We start from the raw sequence: 9245 nt of genomic DNA on the forward strand, positions 1-9245 counted from the left end.
AAGCGGATCCATCATGTTGTGGCAAGCGGCACAGGCGGGGTTTTCGCGATGCTGCTCCATCCGCTCACGCAGCGTCCCGCTCAATTTCCCTTTGTCCAACTCGGGAACATTCGGCGGTGCAGGAGGCGGCGGCGTATTGAGTAGGTTGTCGAGAATCCATTTGCCCCGCTTCACAGGACTGGTTCGCGTCGGATTGCTGGTCACGGTCAACACACTTGCGTGCGTTAACAATCCACCGCGCGGAGTGCCTTCGAGCGAGACTTTGCGGAACTCGGGCCCGGTAACCCCTTTGACTCCATAGAATTTTGCCAGATCCTCGTTCAGATAACTGAACTTGGCGTCCAGCAGCGCCGTCACAGGCAAGTTTCCTCGCATCACTGCGGCAACGAAAGTCAGCGTTTCACGCCGCATCAAGTATCGCATCTCGTCATCGAATTCAGGAAATTGACGCTTGTCGGGATCGACATTGTCGAGGTTGCGAAGCTGCAGCCATTGCCCGGCAAAGTTTTCAATAAATTGATTCGCGCGGGGATCAACAATCATGTCGCCGATTTTGCGTAGCAATTCGCGGCGGTCGCGGAGCTTGCCCTGACGTGCCAACGACAACAACTCGTCGTCGGGCATACTGCTCCACAAGAAATAGGAAATCCGGGTCGCCAATTCGTACTGGCTTATCAGCGGCAGTTCTCCCGATGCATCTGCCGCCGCGTGCTGCTCGACTTTAAACAAAAAGTGCGGCGACACCAAAATAGCCTGGAGCGCCACCTGGATCGATTCTTCAAAACTTCCTCCATCGGCACGTACTTGCGAGGCAAGTTCGGTCAGTCGCCAAACTTCGCTTTTCGTTGCCGGTCGTCGAAACGCGCGGCTAGCCAACGGCGCTAACACTTGTGCAGTCGCTTGCTCGGGCGAAATCTTACTGCTCGGCCGTGTGAATATGATTTTCTTATGCATCGCCGGCAACTCCCCCACGGAAACCGGCAGCGACGATTCCTCCTGAGCAAACACATGCACGTGATAGAGATGAAAGTTGCGATCAATTTTTCCCGCAACGTAAAAATCGTTGATAAAGCTGATCTCGATTTTTCGCGTGCCGCGGATCAGACGAAACTCGACCTCATACTTCTCCATCTTTTCACTAGGAATATCAACGACTTGGCTTTTCCTGCCGTCATCGACCTTGATTTTTACCGGTTCATCGCCGCCCTGATCTCCACCAGCGGAAAGCGTCAACGTGTACTGTCCGGTGAACGGAGCCTCCACTTCAAGCGTCACCGAACCGTGGCTGGACATGCTGATCCGGTGACCACGTTTGTACTTATCCGCTCCGGCCAACGCCGTCGCGGCCACATCGACTTCGTAGATACGTGGCGGCAGCGGAGTGCGAATCGTTTCCCCAGAAATCGTCTCGGCGGCGTCGAGATATTTTTCTAACAAGATCGGTGGCAACGAAAGCACATCGCCAATGTTGTCAAAGCCATATCCCACGTCGTCACCGGGGAATCCAGCAGCCGGTTTGTAGTCAACGCCCGTCAAATCTTTGATCGTGTTTCGATATTCGACGCGATTCAATCGACGCAAAACCACCTTTCCTGCATTCGGATTTTGCACGCAGTTAACGGCGTTGGCGACTTCATCGATCAAGGTCAGCATTCGCTGACGCGTCGGCGCGTCCATCATCTCGCCGTCTTCGGGCGGCATGCTGCCTAGCTGGACTTGCGCCATCACCCGTTTCCACATATTTCGATTCGACTGAATCTTGGCTGCCGAGTCGTCATCGACCAACGATAACTCGCTGCCCGAATCGTGACAGTCAACACAGTAGGTGCGAAGAAATGGCGCTAATCCATCACGAAACTTCGCTTCACTTGACGCCTCCTCCGCGGCGACGCAAACCGACAGAGACAAGATCGCGACAACGATCCGACTGATTCGCAGAACGGCATGAAGAGGCCGATTCGTGCTCGTATTAAAAACGAACTCGATCATTCGTACTCGCAGGGTGGGATTTGGGGGGCGCAGGTGGGTTGACGCATCATTATAAGAAATATTCTGTAGCGATGGCAATTAATCTTCGTTGCTGCGGGTCAAATGGCCGCTGCGATTGATCGCAAGCAACAGCCACATCATCACGGAAAAGCTCATCATCATGCCCACCAAGCCGAAGATGCTCATTTCTTTCATGCCCAACACCGATTGCTCGGGAAACAGCAGGGGGGGCACCTTCATCGCCAACAGCAGGGAAGATCCTAGGAAGACCGCACTGGCCATCAACCCCAGCACCATCCGGTTCACCGTCGGCCCGATCCGTTGATGTTCCAAGGTCAGCCGCATTTCGCCACGGCGTGCTTGTTGTAGTAGCGTCAGCACTTCGTCAGGCACGACTTCGAAAAAGTGCTCCGCTTCCAGATAGATCCGGCGTGCTTGACGTACTCGTCGTCGCGGACTCAACCGTCGCAGCATCGATTTGCGAACAAATTGATGAACGATATCCAACGAATCAAATCCGGCACCGAGCTCTCGCAGGGTTCCTTCGAGCGAAATCAACATTTTCAACAGCAGCGCCGATTGGCTGGGCAATTTAATCACGTGCCGATGCAGAATATCGCTCAATTCGTTGAGCGCACCAGTCAAATCAAAGTCGCTCAAATGTTGCCGGCCATAGGTCCCCACGAACTCGGCGACGTCAATCGCCAGCAATGATTCATCAAGCGTCGGAGGGGCATCCCCGATGCGGCGAATCAACCGGGTCAAACGATTCTGGTCGCCGGTGGCGATACAGCCCATCATCTCTTCGATGCTTTCGCGAAGCGTTTCGTCGATGCGACCCACCATTCCAAAGTCGAGAATTCCCAACCGTCCGTCGCTGAGTAACAACAGGTTTCCGAGGTGAGGGTCCGCGTGAAACAAGCCTTCATCAAAGATCATCGTGAGATAAATGCGGGCGATCGATTCAGAAAGCTGATGTCGCTCGCCGTCCAAACAAGCATCGACCGTCAACACGCCACCGTGATGGCTCTCCAAAAGCACTTTGGAAAGCGGCTCACCTGCCAATTCGTCCATTACCAACACGCGGCGGGTACAGAGCTCGCGTACCGGTTTGGGAATGACGACCTTCGTGCTTTGCGATGAAAGCATCTCGGCAAACACTTCGAGGTTTTGTCGTTCGCGGCCAAAATCCAGTTCACGCTGCAGCATTGTGGACATTTGGGAGACCATTTGGCATGGCCCCCAAGCGGCGAAACCTTCCACACGCTCGGCGAGCTGGGCGAGCCCCCCGAGCACTTCCATGTCTTGACGAACCGTCCGCTCGATATCGGCGCGTTGGACCTTGATTACGACACGTCGTCCATCGTTCAAGGTCGCTCGATGGACTTGTCCGATCGATGCGGTCGCGAGGGGCTTGGGGTCAATGAATTGAAACTGACTCAGATACTGTTCGCCCAATTCCATGGTGAGTGTCTCGCGAACTTTCTCGATCGCATCGGGCTGAACATCGGCACGCAACCGTTTGAGCTCGTGGCCAAGTTGCGGACCGACGATATCGGGTCGGGCCGCCAAGATCTGGCCTAGCTTAATAAAGGTGGGGCCGAGATCGGTCAGCGCCATCCGCACCCGTTCTTCGCTGGAATATTGGGACAGCGGCACCCCACTTGAATCTTTGAACGAATCACGAAACGGCAAACTCTGATAACGGCTCAGCCAATCGGCCAGACCATACCGACGCAGCACCGCCAAGATCTCTCGCCACCGCTTCAAATTGCGATACAGCTGCGGGATGGCAGTGATTTTCATTAACAAAACGAAACGCCGATAAGGGAGAGAAAGGAGGCTGACAAACACTCAAACACGCGAACGAGTCCCACTAGCCAGGGGGACTTTGTTACATTCACACCATTCTAATGTGAAACGATATAAATCCATTCGCTGTTTGCCAGGAGATCTTGTCTTTGGATTGGTGGGAACCGCTTTTATCGACTTTGCGGCTCATAACCGTCACAATCGTTGGTTCGCTCGGCATTGGCATCCCCGCAGCCTGGGCTGCGGCGACGCTGGCCCGCAGCGGAAGATCGGGGCGAGCCGTCGCCAGGGCGTTCATTATGGTGGCGATCGCAGCGATTGCCATTCCCATGATCCTGCACGCGGCTGCCTGGGAAGCAACGGCAGGAAAGTTCGGCTGGTTGCCGCTGACTCAAACGGCAACGCGCTCCTGGGGCGGGTTCGCAGGCCTGGTTGCCTGCGGATGGATCCATAGCATTTTTGGCGCCGCCATCGTCGCGATCGCCACGTGGCACGGGACTTCGCGTGTGCCCGTTTCGATCCTCGAAAATGCCTCAATTGACACCACACCGCTGCGTTGTTGGTGGACGATTCAATTGCCGCTTGCGTGGCCGTGGGTGCTAGCCGCCACGATCCTGAACGCTTCGCTTGCCGCGACCGAAATGACCGTCGTGGATCTGTATGGATATCGCACCATCGCCGATCAGTTCTATTTGCTGTACGCGGTCGATCCCAATCGGACCTCGATCGCCGCCACTACAGCGCTGCCTCTTGGTTTTGCAGTGGCGATGATCACCGTGCTCCTGCGTCGCATCGGCAGGCGACAACCGGACTATCGCGGCGAGCACTTGGCCGGGCACACACCATCGGCCCTGTTCGAGCGACCTTCGCGTGGCGAGGGGATTGTCGCATGTTCAATTTTAGCGTTCTGCACCTTGTTGATGATCGTGATGCCGGTCACGGGGTTGATGGCCAAGGTGGGGCACGACGTGATCATTGATGGCGATCAGCGGATTGCCCATTGGTCGATCTCGCGGGCGGTGCACGAGTTGGCTGCCGCTCCGAAAACGTTTTCAGCGGAGTATCAATGGACCACGATGCTCGGAGTTTGCACTGGCATTTTTGCGACTCTCGTCGCTTGGCCGCTCGCCGCAGTCGGACGCCAACATTCCCGTTTCGAATTCCTGGTGGATGCAAGCACGGTGATTCTGTTTTGTATCCCCGGCCCATTGATCGGGATGCTGATCGTCCAAATGTTTCAGGCTCCGGTCCCCGGTTTTCGCTTTTTGTATGAGATGACGATCCTGCCGACGGTGTTGGCGATGTCGGTCCGCGCCAGCACGATTGCGTATTGGATTCTGCGTTCGGGGTATCACGGCATTGCCGATCACGTGTGGCTCAGTGCCCGGTTGGACCTGAGTCTTGGCCGCCGTATCTGGCAAATCGACCGCCGATTAATGGCCCGCAGCGTAGCGATCGCTATCCTGACCGCCGGCATCATCGCCTCGGGCGACGTTCCGGTCACGTTGCCGGTCGCCCCGCCGGGGGTTTCGACCGTGGGGACTCGCTTGTTTGGACTATTGCATAGTGGAGCTCGTTATCAGGAAGCGGCGTTGGCATTGTGGTATTTGGGCTTCATCGGCCTCGGTATCACAATGATCCACACCTTGACCCGCTTCCGATCTGCTAGAATCAATTGACGCGTGGTGTATAGACTTCCTCCGGTAAGTGTCCCACGCTCGTCTAGCCACGCTGTCTCGCTCGATCCCATCCTTCCTTGGTCCGACTCGCCATGCATTTCCAAATTCGCACTGCGTTTGCCCTTGGCATCCTTGTTTTCACGTCGCACGTTACGGCAAACGATCGGCGTGATTCTGCGCAAAACACAGCATCCGAGACGATCGTCGATACAAGCCACGGCGATCAATGGGTTGACGAGTACTTTCGCCGCGAAACCGAAACGATCTCGGCAGCCGCGTTTGCAGAAATCAAAACGCTCGAGGACTGGGAAGACCGTCGTCAAGGTTACCGCGATCAACTGCATGAGATGCTTGGGCTTTCACCGCTGCCCGAACGAACGCCGCTGTCGCCCGTGGTCACCGGTTCGGCGACTGCCGAGGACGTGGTTGTCGAAAACATCCAATTCCAATCGATGCCCGGAGTGTACGTGACGGGCAATCTTTACCGCCCCGCGAAACAAGACGGCCCGCTGCCAGCGATCCTGTACGTTTGCGGTCATGGCAAAGTAAAGAAGGACGGAATCAGCTATGGCAACAAAACCTACTACCAATATCACGGCGGCTGGTTCGCTCGTAACGGCTATGTCTGCTTAACCATCGACACGATCCAGTTAGGCGAAATCGAAGGGATTCATCACGGCACGTATCGCGAAGGAGCATGGTGGTGGAATAACCGCGGCTATACCCCCGCCGGTGTGGAAGCTTGGAACGGCATCCGGTCATTGGATTACTTGCAATCCCGTCCCGAAGTCGATGGCGAACGGATCGGTGTCACCGGTCGCAGCGGAGGCGGTGCCTATTCGTGGTACATCGCGGCGTTGGACGAACGCGTCAAAGCCGCCGTCCCGGTTGCCGGCATCACATCGCTCAAAAATCATGTCGTCGATGGGTGTGTCGAAGGTCATTGCGATTGCATGTACATGGTCAACACCTATCGTTGGGACTATCCGATGGTCGCCGCGCTGATCGCACCACGTCCGCTGTTGATTTCGAACACCGATAAGGACACGATTTTCCCACTCGATGGAGTGGTCGATGTCTACAGCAAAGTGCGTTCGATCTACAAGCTTTACGATCAGGAAAAAAACATTGGGTTACACATCACCGAGGGCCCGCACACCGACACTCAGGAACTTCGCATTCACGCGTTTCGTTGGTTCAATCGCCATCTGCGAGCTGACAACGAACTGATTGACAAAACCGCAACGCCGCTGTTTGACATCCAGCAGCTAAAGGTTTTCGATTCATTACCATCGGACGAACGCGTGACCACAATCCATGAAACATTCGTGCCCAAAGAGTCGTCCGATACTGCTGGCAAACGCAGCAAAGTGACATCGCAACAGCGTGATCAATGGATGTCGTCATTAAAAAGCAAAACATTTGGCGGTTGGCCCGTAGTCGCAGATTCACTCAATACTAAAACGATCGCCGAGCGAGAAGTTGATGAAATGAAAGTGGCGGCGATCGAGTACACGTCGCAGTCACCCTACCGATTGACGATGTTCGCGGTGACTCCGAAGTCATCAAAGGAGGCGAAATCGGTAAACGTAGTCGTACTGGACCAACAAACATGGCAGCGCGTGGCGGCTGGATTGGCCGTCCACTTGCCGGACACGCTTCCCGGCGTCACGCCCGCCCCACACCAGTGGAAACGGTTGCAAGACGACTCAGCAACCATACCGACGGTCTATGTTGCTCCTCGCGGGGTAGGGTTAACCGAATGGACTCGCGATCCCGTAAAACGGACTCACATCCGCCGCCGCTTCATGTTGCTCGGCCAAACCGCTGCGTCAATGCAGATCTATGACGTCATGCGAACGATGCAGGCAATGGAGGCGTTATCACCCTTCGAAAACGCGGAATTAACGCTCCGCGGCAACGGGGACGCCGCCCACTGGTCGCTGCTGGCCTCCCTTTTCAACAACCGCGTCACCCAGCTCGCACTGACCGATCTGCCGTTGAGTAACCGTGACGCTCCCGATTTGCTGAACATCAGCCGGTTTACCGAAATGCCCGAAATTGCATCGATGGCAGCCGGTCGCGTGAAAAAGATAGAACTAAGCGGAAGCAATACCGGGCAATGGAAACGCGAGTTTTCTGCGTTTGAGCAGGACGACGCAAGCGTCACCTTTTCTGAAGTGCCGCCAAATTGACGATGGATTTGGGCAATTCTCGCTGAACGCGACTACTGCTTCCCAGGCTCAAAGCCTGGGCACCCAACGACATGAACGATTTCCTGGTAGCGACCTTCGCCAGAAGGTGGAGGTTCGCATTTGCCGCCAACAATCCACGCGCCGGCGAGCGTAGCTACGAAACGCAAATACCGTAATTTGCCGCCCCTATATGCTTCACTGCGTTGCGTTGAAGCCGGCGTTTCAGCGGGGGGATTGGTAACTTGAGGTCGTTCTCTGGCAAGATTGGCGTTGTGACGACTACAATGAGTTGGGAATCGCTTGATTGGCTCGCAATTCAAGCTCCCGCTGCTCGTCGTCAAGCTCCTCGAAGGAATATGTCACGGATGCGTCAAACCGTTACTCAACTTCTGCTCACCACCACTGCCCTAATTTTGCTCTGCACCGGCAATTTGCTGGCATTTGAGACGATTGAATTTAAACAGGGAACGGATTCCGATGGCACCGCCGCGACCCGAACGGTAGTGGGCGAGTTATTGCTCGAGGCGCAAGACGGGGGGCTGTTGATTCAGGGAGATGACGGACGCATCTGGACGATCCAGCCCGAAAATTTGGTCAAGCGAACGAGCAACTCTGAACCTCTCGTCCCAATCAGTGACGAGCAGATGATCCAGAGGATGACGAAGGAGATGCCGGCGGGGTTTTCGGTCTATCAAACGGCAAACTATTTGATCGTTCACAACACCGACGAAAATCATGCGAGGTTGGTCGGCAGTTTGTTCGAGCAATTGTATCGCGGCTTCTTTTCCTACTGGAAAAACCAACGATGGGATCTGCCCGAACCACGATTTCCTTTGGTCGCGTTGCTGTTGGATGATCACGATTCGTTCATGCAACATGCGAAAGGTGAAATTGGCGAATCCGCAAATTCGGTGATTGGTTATTACCATCTCGCCAGCAACCGGATGACAACGTTCAACGTTCCCAATTGGGAGCGAAATATTGCCACGATCATTCATGAAGCGACTCATCAACTCGCCTACAACTGTGGGCTGCAGCGGCGTTTTGCCGACAACCCGATGTGGGTCAGCGAAGGCTTGGCAATGTTCTTTGAATCCCCCGACCGCCACAACTCCAAAGGCTGGCGTGGCATTGGACGCGTCAACCAAAAGAACCTGGCACGTTGGAACAGCTATCTACCGAGCCGGCCCGATGAATCGCTGGCGACGCTGATTGCCGATGACTCACGATTCCGCAGCCCCGCCACCGCCGCCGATGCTTATGGCGAAGGTTGGGCGCTGACCTATTTTTTACTCAAGACGCAGCGAGAAGAATTCGTCAAATACCTGCGGCAGCTCAGCCAAGTCAAACCGCTAGTGGAATTGAGCAAACGCGAACGGATCGCGATGTTCGAAACGGCGTTCGATACCACACTCGAAAAGCTTGACAAGCAATTCCTGACCTACATGCGACGCGTCCGCTAAAGAGTTTGCGGCAATCGCTGGCGGCGGATTTCCGCACGGGTTAACGAGTCTCGGGTTAAAAGAGACTTGGGACAAACATCCGCTCGGGCATCGGAATGCGTTGGTAA

General features: G+C 55.3%; 5 protein-coding genes. 3 read left to right on the forward strand and 2 right to left on the reverse strand.

Annotation, left to right across the window (positions count from 1 at the left end; translation table 11 throughout):
- A partial coding sequence (locus tag ABX962_RS21330; protein ID WP_372722114.1) for a DUF1592 domain-containing protein occupies positions 1-1989 on the reverse strand: 1989 nt, incomplete at its 3' end.
- 78 nt (positions 1990-2067) lie between these two features.
- Positions 2068-3795, reverse strand: coding sequence for an ABC1 kinase family protein (locus ABX962_RS21335; RefSeq protein WP_372722116.1), 1728 nt, complete (start codon positions 3793-3795; stop codon positions 2068-2070).
- A gap of 185 nt (positions 3796-3980) precedes the next feature.
- Between ABX962_RS21335 and ABX962_RS21340 the strand changes: the two genes are divergently transcribed.
- From ABX962_RS21340 to ABX962_RS21350, 3 genes are all read left to right on the forward strand, one after another.
- Entirely contained in the window at positions 3981-5480 is a 1500-nt protein-coding gene (locus ABX962_RS21340) for an ABC transporter permease (RefSeq protein ID WP_372722118.1), read from the forward strand.
- 92 nt (positions 5481-5572) lie between these two features.
- Positions 5573-7675, forward strand: a complete 2103-nt coding sequence (locus tag ABX962_RS21345; RefSeq protein ID WP_372722120.1) for an alpha/beta hydrolase family protein — start codon at positions 5573-5575, stop codon at positions 7673-7675.
- Between the two features lie 365 nt (positions 7676-8040).
- On the forward strand, positions 8041-9138 hold the full coding sequence (locus ABX962_RS21350) for a DUF1570 domain-containing protein (protein WP_372722121.1): 1098 nt from the start codon (positions 8041-8043) through the stop codon (positions 9136-9138).
- Positions 9139-9245 lie beyond the last annotated feature (107 nt).

This window comes from Novipirellula sp., assembly GCF_041583735.1.
GTDB lineage: Bacteria > Planctomycetota > Planctomycetia > Pirellulales > Pirellulaceae > Novipirellula.

Excerpts from the sequence above, each read along its gene's own strand:
- ABX962_RS21335 (WP_372722116.1), bottom strand. The coding sequence starts at position 3,795 with ATGAAAATCACTGCCATCCCGCAGCTGTATCGCAATTTGAAGCGGTGG.
- ABX962_RS21345 (WP_372722120.1), top strand. The coding sequence starts at position 5,573 with ATGCATTTCCAAATTCGCACTGCGTTTGCCCTTGGCATCCTTGTTTTC.
- ABX962_RS21350 (WP_372722121.1), top strand. The coding sequence starts at position 8,041 with ATGCGTCAAACCGTTACTCAACTTCTGCTCACCACCACTGCCCTAATT.